Source organism: Actinosynnema sp. NPDC059797 (genome assembly GCF_042732085.1).
Classification (GTDB): Bacteria; Actinomycetota; Actinomycetes; order Mycobacteriales; family Pseudonocardiaceae; genus Actinosynnema.
In genome coordinates this window covers 12,889-28,206 of the sequence record NZ_JBHWIE010000002.1, presented here as the reverse complement: position 1 = coordinate 28,206, position 15,318 = coordinate 12,889, and the positions used below count along the sequence as shown (strand labels likewise).

The window sequence follows — 15,318 nt, the reverse complement described above, 5'->3', positions numbered from 1 at the left end:
CTGTCACGGGCTCCCGGACCCTGCCCGAGAGCCCGTGTCGCAAAACAAGGTATAACGCACGGCATCCCGTGCTAGCCTTTTCAGAGGTTCGGCCACTTGCTCAGCTTCTGGGCAGTACTGATAGACAGCGGCCTCGGCCGTTCACCTCTGGTGAGACTCGTTGCACGGGTGGTGACTGGATTGAAACCAGACCTTTCGGGGTCAGTGGCCGAACCGTCCGAAGAGCATGACTTGCGAAGTTTGATCAAACTTCTCGAAAAACGCTCCTACAAAACTTATCAAGCACGACTCAAGGCTCACCAACGCCTGAGTCGTCGCAATAATGCGTGGAACGCCTCTCTCGTCTCACTCGCGACGTCCACTACGATAGCGTCGGTCGGACTGCTGGTGAATAAGAACATGTACGGCACCGGCGGCGACACCTTGATGGTCGCGCTGGCCATCTTGTCACTGGTCGCCTCACTCGTGGTGTCGAGCATCAACTATGGGGCGCGAGCACGCGCCATGGAGGCCAGCTACAAGCGAATCCAACAGATCTCTTTTGCCGCAGAGCGATTCCTGGACCGCGAAACGGACGAGGCGCATCGAAGGTTCCTCGAACTCCACAAGGAGTACGAGATCGCGATCGACTCTTCGGAGAACCACTCGGACGCAGACCACTTGAGAGCATCCGGAGCAAGTTTCAGGAACGTGTGGAGGGATACTCTCGTAAGTTTCATGCCATACATCACCTTGGCGGTCCCCGCAGCACTCCTGGTACCGTTCGCGATCTGGTTCGCAAATGGCATATAAAGCGCCGGCCCACCACTTCCGCGACGCTACCGGCGCTCGCCAGCTTAAAAAAGTTTTCAAAAGCCACGTGCTAGGCGGTAACGCCCGGGGCCGAGACGGAGTCACACCCGAGGCGTTGAACAGCGAAATCGATGAAATCTGTCGACGCCTCTCGAAGAGGCTCCGCAGCGGAGAGCACCGGTTCACGCAGTACCGAGAGAACCTCGCCCTAAAAGGAGCGGGCAGGAACCCCCGCGTGATCTCCGTGCCGACCGCTCGCGACAGGATCGCGTTACGTGCGCTCACGAACTTCCTGGTGCAGGTCTTCCCTGATGCCCGCGGCGTCATCCCCCAAGTGAGGGTGGAAGAGGTGCACAAGGTTCTGCGGAGCGGCAGGTTCAACGCCTTCGTACGCCTGGACGTCAAGGACTTCTATCCCTCGATCTCACACGACCAGGTACTCAAGGAGCTGCGCAAGCGGATTCGCAAGGACGAAATACTGAAGGTGCTCCTCGCCGCGATCAGAACGCCGACCGTACCGGATCGGGCTATGCGGCGCAAAGCAGAGAAGCGCGGGGTCCCGCAAGGACTGGCAATTTCCAATGTATTGGCCGAACTGGTCGTCTCCCCCATCGACGCGGAGATGAAGTCAGACGACCGCTGCGTCTACACGCGATTCGTTGACGACGTTCTCATCCTGTGCGACCGAGCAGACGCGGAATCATTGGGCAAAAAAGCGAGCAACCTCTTCCGCGCACAGGGCTTGAAGGTGCACCGGATCTCCACCAATAGCAAGAAATCCTATATTGGCATGATCGAGGACGGCTTCGACTACCTGGGGTACACCTTCAAAGGCGATAGAGTTTCGGTACGACCGTCCAGCGTTCACAAGGTGGAGTCCGCTCTCGCCCGCATATTCACCCAGTACAAGAAGTCACTCGGGGAAGACTCACAGGGCGAGGCGCTCGCCAAGTGCACCTGGTACACCAACCTTCGGATCACGGGCTGCATCTACAAAGGTGTGGCACGCGGCTGGTTGCACTACTTCCGCCAGATGAACGACCGAACCCTGTTGAAGGAATTGGACGCCACGGTACGCCGCTTCGAACGACGCTTCGAGATGCCGGCACGGTTCCGCCCGAAGAGCTTCATGCGCGCGTATTGGGCCATCCACCACCCCAACGGCAGGCACTACGGGTACGTGCCGAACTTCGACAAAATGCCCGTCTCCGAAATGCGAACGGCACTTATCCAAATCCTCGGTTTCTCGAAGGTCCACAACTTGTCCGACGCCGAGGTGGCGAGGACTTTCGACGCCCTGGCGAGCAAGGCTGTGATGGATCTGGAGCGCGACATCGGTTCAGTTTCCTGACCTCGCCGATCCGAGCCGCGGCGACTTCGCGGCGACTGGGCCGAACTCGGTCGGCTCAGGTCGCGTCCGGGTCGTACGGGGGCCGCTCGCCCCGCTCCAGCGGCCGCTCCACCGGCTGCGGCTGGGGACGGGGCGCGGTCGTCGGGTAGCCGTTCGGCTTCTCGCTCGGCTCGTCGTCCCACAGGTGCTTGGTGATCGCCCGCTTCGGGTCGAAGTTCCGCAGCTCCCGCAGGTCCTCCAGCGGCTTGCGCAGCTGCTCGAACTCCGGCCCCATCTCCTGCTTGAGCTGGTCGCGCGCGCCGGTCGCGTACTCGCGCACCTGGCGGATCGTGCGACCCACCCAGGCCGCGGCCGACGGCAGCCGCTCCGGGCCCAGGATGAACAGGCCCGCGACGACGATGACGAGGATCTCAACCCATCCGATGCTGTCGAACACGCGCGTGCCCCACCTTCCGCCCCCGGTCCCGGGAGACCAGCCTAACCGTCAGTCGGAGCGCAGCGTCACCTGCACGGTGAGCTCCCGCCCCTGCCTGACCAGCACGACCGGAACCGTCTCCCCGATTTCACGTTCCCGCACCGCCACGGTCAGCTCGGCGGCGTTGCGCACCATGCGGTCGCCGACGCGGATGATCACGTCCGCCTCCTGGATGCCCGCGGCCGCGGCGGCACCGCCCTCCAGGACGTTCTGCACCTGCGCGCCCTCGGCGGTCTCCGCGGACGCCGACCGCGCGTTGAGGTTCAGGTCCGCGTGCTTGACCTGCCCGTCGCGGATCAGCGCCTGCGAGATCTTGCGGGCGTAGTTGCCGGTGATGGCGAACCCGAGGCCGACCGAGCCGCCGGTCTCGGTGCGGATCGACGAGTTGATGCCGACCAGCGCGCCGGACGAGTCGACCAGCGCGCCGCCGGAGTTGCCGGGGTTGATGGCCGCGTCGGTCTGGATCGCGTCGTAGGTGACCTGGGGGCCGCCGTTCTCGCCCGCGGCGGTGACCGGGCGGTGCAGGGCGCTGACGATGCCCTCGGTGACCGTGTTGGACAGCGACAGCGGCGAGCCGATCGCCAGCACCGTGTCGCCCACGGCCAGCTCGTCGGAGTCGCCGAACCGGAGCACGGTCGGGTTCTCCACCTCGACCTTGATCACCGCGAGGTCGGTCTTGGCGTCCCGGCCGACGACCTGCGCCACGGCCCGCTTGCCGTCGGTGAACACCACGGTCAGCTTCGCCGACGTGTCCTGCACGGCCGGCGCGACCACGTGGTCGTTGGTGAGCACGTAGCCCGCGCCGTCGATCACCACGCCCGAGCCGACGCCCGCCACGTTCGCGCCCTTGAACTCGATCGACACCACGCTGGGCGTGACCCGGCTCGCGATGTCGGCGACCGAGCCCACCGGGCGCTCCTTGGCGGGCTTGACCTCGGCCAGCGTCACGCCGCCGTCGGTCAGCGGGTTGCCGACCCGGCCCAGCAGCCAGCCGACCACGCCGCCGCCCGCGCCGACCAGCAGCGCCGCCACCAGCAGCAGCGCCAGCGCCGTCGGCTTCACGCGCCGCCCGAACAGCAACTCGGGCACGCTCAGCTGGGGTCCCGGCCGCGGGTCGGGCTTCGCCTCGGGCGCGGCCTGCTCGGTCACCGCCGGCGGCCCGATCACGGCCGACGCGCCCGGGTCGCGCCACGCGTCGCCCGCGGGCCTGCCCTCCCAGAAGACCGGCTCCACCTCGGGTTCGCCGTGGAGGTCCAGCGGCGGGCGCTGGAGCCGCGTGCCCGCGTCGCCGTAGGGCCTGCCGAACGCCGTGGCCAGCGCCTCCGGCGGCGGCGGCGCGAACCGCACTGCGCCGTTGCCGTCGGGGGCGGGCGCGGGCCGGTCGGCGGCGAACGCGCCGGGCACGCCGCGCGGCCTGCCGAACACGGCGGCCTGACCGGGGTCGACGGCCGGGCGGACCAGGGGGCGGGGCGCGAGCCTGCGGTGCGCCCCGTCGTCGACGCCCGACCTGGGGGTCCCGTTGCCCTGCTCTGGCTCGCTCATCGCTCCCCGCACGTCGTCACGCAAAACCTGTCGCGGGGCAATCGTGCCCCCCGAGCGGTGAAGTCGCCGTCAGCGACCCAGGTCCGCGACCGGGCGCAGCACGTCCGCGCGCTCGGCGAGGGTGGGCGACGGCGAGACCGCGGGCGCGGGCGGCGGGGTGGTGCCCTGCGCGGGCGCGGGCGAGGGGTCGTCGCCACCGGGGACGACGAGGGCGAGCGCGCCGAGCATCAGCCCGGAGACGACGACACCGGCGCCCTGCCGGGCCCGCCTGCCGCCGAGGCGGCTACCGCCGCCGGTGCCGAAAGGGCGGCTCTGCCCCAGCACGGGCCCCGAGCCGAAGGGGACGCGGTCGGGCCGCTGCACGGTGACGAGCTGGCCGTCCTCGGTGACCGCGAGGTTGTCGGGCGCGCTGGGCAGCTCGACCTGCTCCGGGATCGCGCCCAGCCTGGCCAGCAGGCCGGCCGGCGCGCACGGGGTCGGCGCGGCCCGCACCGCGGAACGCGCCTGCTGCTGCGAGTACGCCTCGGCCGCGCAGAACGTGCAACGCGCCAGGTGGGCGGCCGCCCGGCCGTGCGCCGAGGGGGTCAGCTCACCGTCGACGAAGGCGACCACCGCGTCGGGCAGCAGGTGCTGCTCGGGCAGTTGCCAACCTCGCAGGTCGGTCATGCAGAGTCCTCCCGAACAAGACCCCGTCGTCGTTCCATCTCCACCCGCAGGGCCTGGCGGCCCCGGTGGATCCTGCTCCTCACCGTACCCAGTTTGATCCCGAGGGTGGCGCCGATCTCCTCGTAGGACAGCCCCTCCACGTCGCACAGCACCACGGCGGCGCGGAACTCGGGCGGCAGCTCGTCCAGCGCGGCCTGCAGCTCCGGGTCCAGGTGGGTCTCGTCGTAGACCTCCTCCGGGCTCGGGTCGTCGCCCCGGATGCGGTCGTGCTCCTCGGGCAGGGCCTCCATGCGCACGCGCGAGCGGCGGCGGGCCATGTCGAGGAAGAGGTTCGTGGTGATGCGGTGCAGCCAGCCCTCGAACGTGCCGGGTTTGTACGACGCGAGCGAGCGGAACACCCGGATGAAGGTCTCCTGGGTGAGGTCCTCGGCGTCGTGCTGGTTGCCGGTGAGGCGGTAGGCCAACCGGTAGACCCGGTCGGCGTGGTCGCGCACGACCTGGTCCCACGAGGGCACGGTCCACTCCGCGTCCTCGATGGGCGCGGTCGGTGTGGCGGTCGACTGCTTCGGCATCGGGGGGTTGAGCACCTCCAGTGGGCTGGATGCCCTGCTGCACGGGTTCAACGCTCGGAGTTCCTCGCGTGTTCCCCGTTGGTCCTGCGCTGGAACCAGCCTGACCGGTCCGCTTATAACGATGGTGAGAGGCGGCTGAGAGCTGGCTGAGAATCACGGCTTCGCCGAGCCGGTCCCGGACGGGGGCCGGCGGCGTTAGCCTTCGTGCCGTGGATGCGCCTACGCGCGAGTACGTGGAGCACTACCTGCCCGAGGACCCGGTGCTGGCGGCCGCCAGGGCGCGCGGCGCCGAGCTGGGCTGCGTGCCGATCGGGGCCGGTGGCGGCGCGGCGCTGCGGTTCCTGGCGGCGGCGCTGCGGGCCAAGGCCGTGGTCGAGGTCGGCACCGGCGCGGGCGTCGGCGCCCTGTACCTGCTCGGCGGCATGCCGGCGGCGGGCGTGCTGACCTCGATCGACGTGCGGCCGGAGCACCAGCGGGCGGCGCGCGTGGCGTTCGCGGAGGCCGGGATCGCGGTGTCCCGGACGCGGCTGATCACCGGGCGGGCGCTGGAGGTGCTGCCCCGACTGGCCGACGGCGCGTACGACCTGGTGTTCGTGGACGCGGCGAAGTCGGAGTACCCGCGGTACCTCCAGGAGGGGGTGCGGCTGCTGCGGCCGGGCGGGGTGATCGCGTTCGACAACGTGCTGTGGCACGGGCGGGTGGTCGACCCGGCGCACCGGGACGCGGACACGGTGGCGATGCGCGAGGTGGCGAGGTCCGTCCGCGACGACGACCGGCTGGTGCCGGTCATCCTGCCCCTGGGCGACGGGTTGCTGGTGGCCGCTAGGGTGGGGTGAGCAGGGCTTTCACCGGTCCGCGGCCCGCGGTCCGCACGGCGCTCTCGCCCACTCGATCGGGTGAAGATCGGCCGAGGATGTACGGAAACAGCGTTACCGTGCATCGGTTGAATGAATGGGGTGCCCGACCGACCACCCCTCGGCCGACCACCCCTCGGCCGACAGCCGGCACCGGGCCCCCACCGCTCACGGCCCGAAGCGACGGCGGTAGGCGCTGGGCGTGAGCCCCGTGCGGCGGTGGAACTGGGCGCGCAGGTTGGACGCAGACCCCAGCCCGCTGCGGCGCGCGACCACGTCGAGGCGGGACTCGCCGCGCTCGATGAGGCTGCGCGCCAGGTCCACGCGCTCCCCCGTGAGCCAGGCCAGCGGGGTGGTGCCCAACTCGGCCTGGAACCGCCGGTGCAGGGTGGCCTGGCTGACCGCGGCCCGGGTGGCGAGCGAGGCGACGGTCAGCGGCTCGTGCAGGTTGGCGCGGGCCCAGGCGAGGACCGGCCCGAGCGACTCGTCCGGCACGTCGGGCACCGGGCGGGTGACGAACTGGCGCTGGCCGCCGTCGCGGTGGGCGGCGAACACCAGGCGCCGGGAGACGGTGTTGACCACCTCCGTGCCGTGGTCCTGGCGGATCAGGTGCAGGCCCAGGTCGAGCGCCGCGGCGCTGCCGGCGGCGGTGTGGACCGGGCCGTCCTGGACGTAGAGGACGTCCGGGACCAGGGTGACCCGCGGGAACAGGTCGCGGAACAGGTCGGCCCACTGCCAGTGCGTGGTGGCCCGGCGACCGTCCAGGAGGCCGGCGTGCGCCAGGGTGAACGCGCCCGTGCAGAAGCTGACCAGGCGCGCGCCGCGGTCGTGGGCGCGGGTCACGGCGTCGAGCAGGGGTTGTGGCGGGCGGACCCAGCTGTCCGGGCGGTTGGACACGATCACGGTGTCGGCGCGGTCGACCTCACCCAGGTCGGGGACACCCGTGAGGGTGAAGAAGCCGTGGTTCATGCGGACCGGGCCGAGGGCGCAGAGCGTGAACGAGTACCACGGGTGGTCACCCAGCTCCGGGCGCGCCAGGCCGAACAGCTCGGTTGCGACGCCCATCTCGAACGGGTTCGAGCCGGAGTCGACGATCATCACCACGTGGTGCGAGGATCCTGGCGGCATGTGCGATTCCTAGCACTCACACGTACGTGCGGAAAGAGCACACGATCGGATGCATGGAGCCGATCAACCTGGGGAAGGCGCTGGCCAGCTTCGACGCCCTGTGGAGCCCGCGCATCGTCACGACCGTGAACGACTACGACATCCGCGTGGCCAAGGTTCGCGGTGAGCACCTGTGGCACGTGCACGATCACACGGACGAGTTCTTCCTGGTCCTGGAGGGTGAACTGGAGATCGCGCTGGAGGAGCGGACCGTCCGGTTGGGGCAGGGGGACGTGTTCGTGGTGCCCAAGGGCGCTCGGCACAAGCCGTCGTCGGGGGGTGGGGCGCGGATCATGGTGATCGAGCCCAGCGGGACGTCGAGCGTCGGGGATCGCCACGAGGAGGTTCCCGACCACGTCGACGCGACCACCGGTCATGCCCTGGTCGAGCCCGCTCAGACCTGACCGGGTCCGCTTAGGGCCTGGTCGAGTCCGCTCAGGCCCTGGGCGAGCCTGCTCAAACCCTGGTCGAGCCCGCTTGAGGGCTCGTTCGGAGCGCCGCTTGAGAGGCCCAGCCGGAGCGGGCGGCGACCAGGGCAAGCAGCGATCGGAGCTGGTGGCGACGGGCGCGGCCGCCGATCGGGGCGGGCTGCGACGAGGCAGGTGGCGACGAGGCTGGTGGCGACGAGGCTGGTGGCGACGAGGCTGGCGGCGACGGGCGCGGGGCCCGGCGATGGACGCCGGGCCGCCACCGCCCCGGGTCACTCGGCCGTGATGCCCTTGCCCAGCACGGTCACCCCGCCGGCCGACACCGTGTACCGCTGCCGGTCCATCGCCGGGTCCACGCCGATCAGCGCGCCGTCGGGCACGACGACGTTCTTGTCCAGGATCGCCCGCCTCACGACGGCGCCCCGCCCGACCCGCACGCCGGGCAGCAGCACGCTCCCCTGCACCACCGACCCGGACTCGATCACCACGTCCGACGACACGACCGACCCGTGCACGGTGCCGGAGATGATCGACCCCGGCCCCACCATCGAGTCCTCCGCGCTGCCGCCCGCGATGAACTTCGCCGGTGGCAGCGGCGGGGTCGCCGTCCGGATCGGCCACGCCTGGTTGTAGAGGTTGAACACCGGCCGCACCGACACCAGGTCCATGTGGGCCTCGTAGTAGGCGTCGATGGTGCCCACGTCGCGCCAGTACCCGCGGTCCCGGTCGGTCTCGCCGGGCACGCCGTTGTCGGCGAAGTCGTAGACGTGCGCCCGCCCCTGGTCGACGAGCATCGGGATGATGTCGCCGCCCATGTCGTGGTCGGAGTCGGGGTTGGCCGCGTCCGCGCGCAGCGCCTCGATCAGCGCCTCCGTGCGGAACACGTAGTTGCCCATCGAGGCGAACGTCACCTCGGGGTCGCCGGGCACGTGCGGCGGGTCGGACGGCTTCTCCAGGAACCTGGTGATCAGCCCGAACTCGTCGGAATCGATGCACCCGAACGCCTTGGCCTCGGCCCGCGGCACCCGGATGCCCGCCACGGTGACGCCCGCGCCGGTCTCGACGTGCTGCTCCACCATCTGGCCGGGGTCCATCCGGTAGACGTGGTCGGCGCCGAACACCACCACGTGCTCCGGCTTCTCGTCGTTGACGAGGTTCAGCGACTGGAAGATGGCGTCGGCGCTGCCGGTGTACCAGCGGGGGCCGAGGCGCTGCTGCGCCGGCACCGGCGTGACGTACTGCCCGAGCACATTGGACAGCCGCCACGTCGTGGAGATGTGCCGGTCCAGGGAATGGGATTTGTACTGGGTGAGCACGCAGAGCTTGACGAAACCCGCGTTCACCAGGTTGGACAGGACGAAGTCCACCAGCCGGTAGTTCCCGCCGAAGGGCACCGCCGGCTTTGCCCGGTCGGCGGTCAACGGCCACAACCGTTTGCCTTCGCCACCGGCGAGGACAATTCCCAGAACGTGCGGTTGCCCTTTCACGACAACGACCCTAACCGGGTGAGCACCACCTCACCAACGGCGAACTAACGCAGCCGCCGCCGTTCACCCGGCTGCCGGGGTCCTCGGGGTTACGGTGAGCCCGTGCGAATTGGACTGCTGACACGTGAGTACCCGCCGGAGGTCTACGGCGGCGCCGGGGTGCACGTCGGTTTCCTGGTGCCGAGGTTGCGCGAGCTGATCGACGTCGACGTGCACGCCTTCGGCGGTCCGCGCCCGGACGCCCGGGCGCACGTCGCGGCGCCCGGCCTGGAGGGGGCGAACGCCGCGCTGGCCACGTTGTCGGTGGACCTGGAGATGGCGGCGGCGCTGGGTGGCGTGCGGCTCGCGCACTCCCACACCTGGTACGCCAACATGGCCGGTCACCTGGCGAAACTGCTGCACGGCATCCCGCACGTGGTGACGGCGCACTCGCTGGAGCCGCGCCGGCCGTGGAAGGCGGAGCAGCTGGGCGGCGGGTACCGGGTGTCGTCGTGGGTGGAGCGCACGGCGTACGAGGCGGCGGACGCGGTGATCGCGGTGAGCGCGGGCATGCGGGCCGACGTGCTGGACTGCTACCCGGCGCTGGACCCGGCGCGCGTGCACGTCGTGCGCAACGGCATCGACACGGTGGCCTACCACCCGGTGGCGGAGACGGACGCGCTGGAGCGGCACGGCATCGACCCGGGGCGGCCGATCGTGACGTTCGTGGGGCGGATCACCAGGCAGAAGGGCCTGGGGCACCTGGTCGCCGCCGCGCACCGGTTCTCGCCCGACGCGCAGGTGGTGCTGTGCGCGGGCGCGCCGGACACGCCGGAGATCGCCGAGGAGACGCGGCGGGCGGTGGCGGAGCTGGCGGCGTCGCGGCCGGGGGTGTTCTGGATCCGGGAGATGCTCCCGGCGGAAGAGGTGCGGCAGGTCCTCAGCCACTCGACGGTGTTCGTGTGCCCCTCGGTGTACGAGCCGCTGGGGATCGTGAACCTGGAGGCGATGGCGTGCGGGACGGCGGTGGTGGCGTCCGACGTGGGCGGCATCCCGGAGGTCGTGGAGCACGGTGCGACCGGGTTGCTCGTGCACTACGACGAGGGGGACGTCGAGGCGTACCGGGCGGGGTTGGCGGACGCGGTGAACGAGGTGCTGGGCGACCCGGCGCGGGCGGCGGCGTTCGGCGAGGCCGGGCGGGAGCGGGCGGTGCGGGACTTCTCGTGGGCGTCGGTCGCGGAGCAGACGGTGGAGGTGTACCGGGCGGCCCTGAACGCCTCCGAATGACCACTTAAACTTCACTGTGACACTCGCCACACTCCTCCGGGTGCAACCCGGGAGGGGGGCGACCGCCTTTACCAGTAGGGGGCCGACTACTGGGGGTTGTGGATGCGGTGGGGTGTCCTCCTGTTGGCGTTGCTGACGGCCGGGTGCGCTATGCCCGCGTTCAGCGCCGAACAGGTGCGGTTGACCCTGGACGGGCAACCGGTCCTGGACGCGCCGGCGTTGCAGGCGCGGGCCGAGGCCGAACTGAGCTACACGCTGTCGTTCGGGTACGTGGCGCGCACCGGCGGGGCGGCCGCGAGCTGCTGGTTCGCCCGGACGGGGCGGCTGTTCGACGTGGACAGCAGGCTGTGGTGCGGGCCGGTGCAGGTGCCCGGCACCGCGGCCGCCACCGACTGGGTGCCGGTGCCGCTGAAGGAGGTCGAGCGGACCGGGTCCGGCGTGCGGCTGGAGGTGCAGCCGCCGCAGGTGCCGCCGGCCGGGTCCCGCAGCGTGCCGGTGGGGAAGCTGGTGCGCACCGACGGGCGGGAGGCGGTCGCCGACCAGGGTGTCGGCGAGGCCGGGCCGGACTTCCTGGCCGTGCTGCCGGACGAGGGGCAGCAGGTGGACGAGGCGTCCGCGTTCGTCCGGGACGACCAGCTCGAGGTGCGGGTCACCGGGTACGCGAGGCCTTCGGTGTGGTCGACGGACGCCGGTGAGCTGCGGGCCGAGCACGGCGTCGAGCTGCGGGTGCTGCGGTTGGCCGTGACGCGGCACGGCGAGGTCGACTCGGCGTTCCGGCAGACCCCGTGGCGCGGCTGGCTGCCGCAGCCGCCGGAGCTGTCGCTGGACGTGCCGGGGCGGCGGCACCGGCTGCCCGCCGACCGGTTGCCGGACCAGGGGTCCGTGCTGGTGGTTTACACGGTGGCCGCCGGTGGTGGTGGTGTCGGCGGCGGCGGTGTCGGCGGTGGTGGCGGGGCCGAGGCGCTGGTGCTGAACACCGTGGGCGCGAAGTCGTTGGAGCAGCGGGTCGAGGTGCCGTCCGGGCAGGTGGTGGGGGCCGTGCCGGGCGTGCTGCGGCGCGGGCCGGGGCCGGAGGCGATGTCCGTTTCGACGCCCGTGTCGGTCGGGACCGCGACCGGGTCGGTCGAGGTGCTGCGGGCGCGGCTGGGGCGGCAGCGGCCGGTGGCGTTCAGCGACCAGTACGAGCTGGCCACGGCGGGGCCCGGGATGGCCCTGCTGGAGCTGCGGTTGCAGCAGCACGGGCTGCCGACGGTGGTCGGGGCCTCGGAGACCGCGAAGCTGACGGCGGTGGAGCTGCCGGACGGGAGCCGGGCGCGGTTCGCGGGCGCCCGCTACGGCGGGGACACGATGCCGGTCGCGGTGGTGTTCGAGGTGCCGGAGGACGTGCGGTCGGTGCGGTTCTCGGTGACGGCGGGGACGGTGACGGTGCCGCAGCTGGGGACGGTGCCGGTGAGCGGCGGGGAGCCCGGGGTGGTGGCGCTCGACTTCTGAGGCCCGGCCGGGGGTTGGGTGGCGGGGCGCTGCGGGCCGGGCTCTGCGAAGGGCAGGCGGGCGCTATGGGGGGCGGACGGCACGGCGGCGGGGCGGCGGGGACGGCAGCGGCCACGTTCGGCGCGGTGGGGACGGCAGCGGCCACGTTCGGCGCGGCTGTGACCCAAGCGCGTTCGGCGCGGCTGTGACCCGAGCGGGGGTGGCCGAGGTGGAGGGCGGCCCTGGTGGGCGCGGGGGGCGCTCGGGCTGGGGGGTGGGCCAGGGGACACGGCTCGGACGGGAGCGGCGGCCGGAGAGGGGTGGGGTGCGGCGGGGGTCGGAGGGGCGGCGGGTGTGGTGGGAGTTGGGAGGGGGTCGGCGGGAGTTGGCGGGGGCGGAGGGGGTCGGCCGGGTCGCGGTTCCTCATGCTCTAACCGAGTGCCGGACCCCCCGTTTTCGTACATCTCCCCGCCGATGATCACCCCATCGTGTCGGCGCCCGTCCCGCCCCAGCTCTCCGCCAGCCCGATCAGCGTCCGCGCCGCGAAGCCCGTCGCACCCGGCACGACGTCGTCGTACGTCTTGTCCGACCGCGCCGGCCCCGCGATGTCCAGGTGGGCCCACGGCACGTCGCCGGTGAACTCCCTCAGGAACAGCGCCGCGGTGATGCCGCCCGGCCCCGGCGGGCACTGGCGCACGTCCGCGATGTCGCTCCGCACGTCCTCCGCCGCGTCCTCCAGCAGCGGCATCCGCCACCACCGCTCGCCCACGGCCTCCCCCGCCCCGGCGACCCTCGCGGCCAGGTCGTCGTCCGTGGCGAACAGGCCACCGGTGCGCAGCCCGAGCGTGACCTTCATCGCCCCGGTCAGGGTGGCGACGTCCACCAGGTGGTCCGGCGCGAGCGTGCGCACGGCGTAGGCCAGGGCGTCCGCCAGCACGAGCCTGCCCTCGGCGTCGGTGTTCGTCACCTCGGTGGTCGTGCCGCCGTAGTGCCTGATCACGTCGCCGGGCCGGTAGGCGGAGCCCGACACGTGGTTCTCGGCCGCCGGCACGAGGCCGGTGACGCGGAGGGGCAGGCGGCGGCGGGCGATGCCGACCAGGGCGGCGATGACGGCGGCGCCCCCGGACATGTCCGTGCGCATCAGGTGCATGCCCTCGGCGGGCTTGATCGAGATGCCGCCGGTGTCGAAGGTGATGCCCTTGCCGACCAGGACGAGGTGCGGGCCGGGGCCCCCGGACCAGGTGAGGTGGATGAGCCGGGGCGGCCTGGCGGAGCCGCCGCCGACGGCCAGGACGCCGCCGAAGCCCTGGTCGGCCAGCCAGCGCTCGTCGCGGACCTCGACCTCCAGGCCCGGGACGTCGCGGGCCGCCCGCACGGCCGCCGCCGCGAGCCAGGCCGGGTCCTTGGTGTTGGACGGGGTGTTGGCGAGGTCCCGGCCCAGTGACGTGGCGGCGGCGAGGGTGGTGGCGCGGGCGACGGCGTCCGCCTGAGTGGTGACCAGGCGCAGGTTCTTCACCCGCCGGGGCTCCTCCGCGCCGGTGATCTTGTACCGGTAGCCGCCGAGGGCGGCGCCCAGGGCGAACGCCTCCACGGCCCCGGGGGCGAGGTCGGCGGGCAGCCGGACGTCGAAGGTGGTGGGGCCGCCCTGCTCGGCGTCGCCGTCGAGGGCCCTGATCAGGGACGCGCCCGCCTTGCGCCAGTCGGCGGCCGAGCCGTCGCCCGCGCCGACGTGCCAGGTGCCGTCGTGTCTGGTGGTGGCGCCCGCCTTGCCGGTGACGCCGGGGGGCGCGTCGCCGCCGCCGGGGCCGAGGCGCACGGGGTCGCCGGGGAACGCGACGAGCACCGCGGGCGCACCCCGGCGGAGGGTGGTGGCCGCCTCGACGGCGACCGGCGGGGTGGGCTGGGGTGCGCGCACGGGTGCTCCTCGGCTGTGGCGGCGGTCAGGGAAAGGCGCTGGTCACGACGTAGCGATGCCCCGGTTCCACTGTGGAACCGGGGCCGCTCGACGCTGTCTCGCTCCGGCTGGTCAGCCAGCGGCTGCCTTGAGGGCGTCGCCCAGGGCGTTTGCCTCGTCCGCCGACATCTCGACGACGAGGCGCCCACCACCCTCGAGCGGAACGCGCATCACGATGCCGCGCCCCTCCTTGGTGACCTCGAGGGGACCGTCGCCGGTCCGGGGCTTCATGGCCGCCATCGCGTGCTCCCTCCGTCAACATCTTCCCCGTCCGACCAGGGCCGGATACCGCCCCCCATTCTCCCCTATGCGGACTCACCTGCGAAACCGAACCGATCTTTCCGACCGCCGTGGACTCCCGGGACGATCTTGTCCAACGCCCTGTTCACGGCCAGGATCGCCGTGGCGCAAGGACTTCCGGGAGCGCCGGCAACCGTCACCCTCCCGTGACGAATCACCGCGCTGTGGCGTGTCGCGGCCCCGCCCTGACACACTCGGCTCTCGTGCGAGCCCGTTCCGCGCTCTTCGACGTCTACGGCGGCCACCTCCGCGAGCGGGGTGGCGCCGCGACGATCGCCGCGCTGGTCCGGTTGCTGGAGCCGCTGGAGTTCGCCGCGCCCGCGGTGCGCACGGCGGTGTCGCGGACGGTGCGGCAGGGCTGGCTGGCGCCGGTGCGGCTGCCGAACGGCCCCGGCTACGCGTTGACGCCCCGCGCGGAGCGCCGGCTGGACGAGGCCGCGGCCCGCATCTACCGCACCCGGCCGTCCACGTGGGACGGTCGGTGGCACGTCGTGGTGCTGGAGGAGCTGCCCGCGCGGGAGGCGCGGGAGCGGCTGGCCTCCTCGCTCCAGCTGCTGGGCTACGGCGCGCTGGGCCCCGTGACGTGGATCTCGCCTCGCCCGTCGGCGGAGCTGGCGGACGTGCTGGCGGCCGAGGGGGTGCGCGGCAGCACGTTCCTCGGGGAGCACGAGGGCGACGCGGCGGAGCTGGCGGCCCGCGCCTGGGACCTGGCCGGCCTGGGCCGCGACTACGCCCGGTTCACCTCCGGGTGGGAGCCGGTGATGTCCGCTGTGGACGGTACGTCGCCCGCGGGGGCGTTCGCGGCGTCGCAGCGGCTGCTGCACGCGTGGCGCAAGTTCCTGTTCCGCGACCCGGGGCTGCCGCGCGAGCTGCTGCCCGCGCGGTGGCCGGGGACGGGCGCCGCCGAGTTCTTCGACCGGCACACCGCGCGGCTGGCGCCCGCGGTGGCCAAGTTCGTCGACGACTGCCTGGGTACGTAATTCGAGCACAACCG

Annotated in this window: 15 protein-coding genes; 7 read left to right on the top strand and 8 right to left on the bottom strand. The window is 72.0% G+C overall.

The window, feature by feature from the left end; genetic code table 11:
• Positions 1 to 96: 96 nt before the first annotated feature.
• Both ACFV4N_RS01045 and ACFV4N_RS01040 read left to right on the top strand, forming a co-directional pair.
• Positions 97 to 792, top strand: a complete 696-nt coding sequence (locus tag ACFV4N_RS01045; RefSeq protein ID WP_499670439.1) for an SLATT domain-containing protein — start codon at positions 97 to 99, stop codon at positions 790 to 792.
• Between the two features lie 235 nt (positions 793 to 1,027).
• Positions 1,028 to 2,143, top strand: coding sequence for an RNA-directed DNA polymerase (locus ACFV4N_RS01040; RefSeq protein WP_499670438.1), 1,116 nt, complete (start codon positions 1,028 to 1,030; stop codon positions 2,141 to 2,143).
• Between the two features lie 55 nt (positions 2,144 to 2,198).
• On the opposite strand, the gene ACFV4N_RS01035 is transcribed toward ACFV4N_RS01040, so the two are convergent.
• From ACFV4N_RS01035 to sigE, 4 genes are all read right to left on the bottom strand, one after another.
• Positions 2,199 to 2,579, bottom strand: coding sequence for a sec-independent translocase (locus ACFV4N_RS01035; RefSeq protein ID WP_499670437.1), 381 nt, complete (start codon positions 2,577 to 2,579; stop codon positions 2,199 to 2,201).
• A gap of 48 nt (positions 2,580 to 2,627) precedes the next feature.
• A complete protein-coding gene (locus tag ACFV4N_RS01030) occupies positions 2,628 to 4,160 on the bottom strand; it encodes a S1C family serine protease (protein ID WP_499670436.1) in 1,533 nt (510 codons plus the stop codon).
• A gap of 69 nt (positions 4,161 to 4,229) precedes the next feature.
• Positions 4,230 to 4,826, bottom strand: coding sequence for an anti-sigma factor family protein (locus tag ACFV4N_RS01025; protein ID WP_499670435.1), 597 nt, complete (start codon positions 4,824 to 4,826; stop codon positions 4,230 to 4,232).
• Entirely contained in the window at positions 4,823 to 5,398 is a 576-nt protein-coding gene (sigE, locus tag ACFV4N_RS01020) for an RNA polymerase sigma factor SigE (RefSeq protein WP_499670434.1), read from the bottom strand. The genes ACFV4N_RS01025 and sigE overlap by 4 nt, the downstream gene beginning before the upstream one ends.
• 209 nt (positions 5,399 to 5,607) lie before the next feature.
• On the opposite strand from sigE, the gene ACFV4N_RS01015 reads away from it, so the two are divergent.
• A complete protein-coding gene (locus tag ACFV4N_RS01015) occupies positions 5,608 to 6,234 on the top strand; it encodes an O-methyltransferase (RefSeq protein WP_499670433.1) in 627 nt (208 codons plus the stop codon).
• 186 nt (positions 6,235 to 6,420) lie between these two features.
• Here the strand turns inward: ACFV4N_RS01015 and ACFV4N_RS01010 are convergent, their stop codons facing one another.
• Positions 6,421 to 7,380, bottom strand: a complete 960-nt coding sequence (locus ACFV4N_RS01010) for a helix-turn-helix domain-containing protein (protein WP_499670432.1) — start codon at positions 7,378 to 7,380, stop codon at positions 6,421 to 6,423.
• 53 nt (positions 7,381 to 7,433) lie between these two features.
• Here ACFV4N_RS01010 and ACFV4N_RS01005 point away from each other — a divergent pair, with 53 nt between their 5' ends.
• Entirely contained in the window at positions 7,434 to 7,823 is a 390-nt protein-coding gene (locus tag ACFV4N_RS01005; protein ID WP_499670431.1) for a cupin domain-containing protein, read from the top strand.
• Between the two features lie 296 nt (positions 7,824 to 8,119).
• Here ACFV4N_RS01005 and glgC read toward each other — a convergent pair whose 3' ends face one another.
• Complete coding sequence (gene glgC / locus ACFV4N_RS01000; RefSeq protein WP_499670430.1) at positions 8,120 to 9,334, bottom strand: glucose-1-phosphate adenylyltransferase; 1,215 nt, start codon at positions 9,332 to 9,334, stop codon at positions 8,120 to 8,122.
• A 102-nt stretch (positions 9,335 to 9,436) separates the two neighbouring features.
• Between glgC and glgA the strand changes: the two genes are divergently transcribed.
• Together glgA and ACFV4N_RS00990 are read left to right on the top strand one after the other, a co-directional pair.
• Positions 9,437 to 10,600 (top strand): glycogen synthase, encoded by a 1,164-nt coding sequence (glgA, locus tag ACFV4N_RS00995; protein ID WP_499670429.1) that lies wholly within the window; start codon positions 9,437 to 9,439, stop codon positions 10,598 to 10,600.
• Between the two features lie 123 nt (positions 10,601 to 10,723).
• The gene (locus tag ACFV4N_RS00990) at positions 10,724 to 12,091 is read left to right on the top strand and encodes a hypothetical protein (protein WP_499670428.1); all 1,368 of its coding nucleotides are present in this window, start codon (positions 10,724 to 10,726) and stop codon (positions 12,089 to 12,091) included.
• A gap of 457 nt (positions 12,092 to 12,548) precedes the next feature.
• Here the strand turns inward: ACFV4N_RS00990 and ACFV4N_RS00985 are convergent, their stop codons facing one another.
• On the bottom strand, positions 12,549 to 13,985 hold the full coding sequence (locus tag ACFV4N_RS00985; RefSeq protein ID WP_499670427.1) for a leucyl aminopeptidase family protein: 1,437 nt from the start codon (positions 13,983 to 13,985) through the stop codon (positions 12,549 to 12,551).
• A 111-nt stretch (positions 13,986 to 14,096) separates the two neighbouring features.
• On the bottom strand, positions 14,097 to 14,264 hold the full coding sequence (locus ACFV4N_RS00980) for a DUF3117 domain-containing protein (protein ID WP_012783412.1): 168 nt from the start codon (positions 14,262 to 14,264) through the stop codon (positions 14,097 to 14,099).
• A gap of 263 nt (positions 14,265 to 14,527) precedes the next feature.
• Here ACFV4N_RS00980 and ACFV4N_RS00975 point away from each other — a divergent pair, with 263 nt between their 5' ends.
• Positions 14,528 to 15,304: a PaaX family transcriptional regulator gene (locus tag ACFV4N_RS00975; RefSeq protein ID WP_499670426.1), complete on the top strand. Its 777-nt coding sequence runs from the start codon at positions 14,528 to 14,530 to the stop codon at positions 15,302 to 15,304.
• Positions 15,305 to 15,318 lie beyond the last annotated feature (14 nt).

What these genes read in the sequence shown, in the direction of transcription:
- ACFV4N_RS01025 (WP_499670435.1), bottom strand. Translation starts at nt 4,826, where the DNA reads ATGACCGACCTGCGAGGTTGGCAACTGCCCGAGCAGCACCTGCTGCCC.
- ACFV4N_RS01005 (WP_499670431.1), top strand. Translation starts at nt 7,434, where the DNA reads ATGGAGCCGATCAACCTGGGGAAGGCGCTGGCCAGCTTCGACGCCCTG.
- ACFV4N_RS01030 (WP_499670436.1), bottom strand. Translation starts at nt 4,160, where the DNA reads ATGAGCGAGCCAGAGCAGGGCAACGGGACCCCCAGGTCGGGCGTCGAC.
- ACFV4N_RS00980 (WP_012783412.1), bottom strand. Translation starts at nt 14,264, where the DNA reads ATGGCGGCCATGAAGCCCCGGACCGGCGACGGTCCCCTCGAGGTCACC.
- ACFV4N_RS01010 (WP_499670432.1), bottom strand. Translation starts at nt 7,380, where the DNA reads ATGCCGCCAGGATCCTCGCACCACGTGGTGATGATCGTCGACTCCGGC.
- sigE (WP_499670434.1), bottom strand. Translation starts at nt 5,398, where the DNA reads ATGCCGAAGCAGTCGACCGCCACACCGACCGCGCCCATCGAGGACGCG.